Source organism: Pseudomonas sp. Colony2, assembly GCF_019382755.1.
Lineage (GTDB): Bacteria > Pseudomonadota > Gammaproteobacteria > Pseudomonadales > Pseudomonadaceae > Aquipseudomonas.
In genome coordinates, this window is record NZ_CP080030.1 from 2,227,200 (window position 1) to 2,227,917 (window position 718).

Consider the following 718-nt stretch of genomic DNA (forward strand, 5'->3'; position numbering starts at 1 on the left):
TCGCCGAGTCGTTGTATGTGGCATACGACGACGCGGCGAGTAATCGGTTGGGTGAGTTGAAGGGCTAGTCCCGCAGGACCGCGTTGGGCTCTACGCCCGAGGTGTTTCGCGGTCCATCAGTTTGCCGATCAGCAGCACACTCAATTCGCTCAGCTGGTGTATGGCCAATGCCACGTCGCGGTCTTTGCCGGTCAGTTCGTCGGACAGGTCGAGCAGCAGGGCGCTGACGGAGGAAACGGTTTCGTAGCTGTTGGCGATCAGGATTTCGCTGCTGACGCCGGAGGTGACGCTGAAGAGGGCGGTTGCCTCTGGGACTGTCTCGGTGCCGGGATTGAGGTAGTGATCAATGGCGCGTTGGGCAGCCTGGTGGAGTTTTTGATCCGGCTTGTTTGGCGGATTCGGCGTTATCTTGAACATGGTGCAATTCCTGAGTCGGGCCGCCACCTTGTCGCTACTAAACGAAAGGGTGGCAGCTGTGCGCAGGTTAGTAGACCGGTGAATTACACAAAGCCGGCGCGCCCGAGGGCGCCCTACGCACAGCCACCATCAAGCACAGACAGGAACGTCTGATAGATGCAGCTCATGCACTATGTGTAATTGACCCTAGGGCTACTAAACCCGATCACTGAGTTTTCAGCGACCGAGCAACCTTAGAGATGACCACCCAGGTGCACAAGCCGGCGGATTCTGACGTAAGCGTAGGCAATGGAGCAAGGTG

The 718-nt window shown here is 57.9% G+C and carries 1 protein-coding gene; it reads right to left on the reverse strand.

Features of this window, described 5'->3' with window-relative positions; all coding sequences use genetic code 11:
* Nucleotides 1–90 precede the first annotated feature (90 nt).
* The gene (locus JV201_RS09560) at nucleotides 91–417 is read right to left on the reverse strand and encodes a DUF6124 family protein (RefSeq protein ID WP_219406805.1); all 327 of its coding nucleotides are present in this window, start codon (nucleotides 415–417) and stop codon (nucleotides 91–93) included.
* Nucleotides 418–718: the final 301 nt, after the last annotated feature.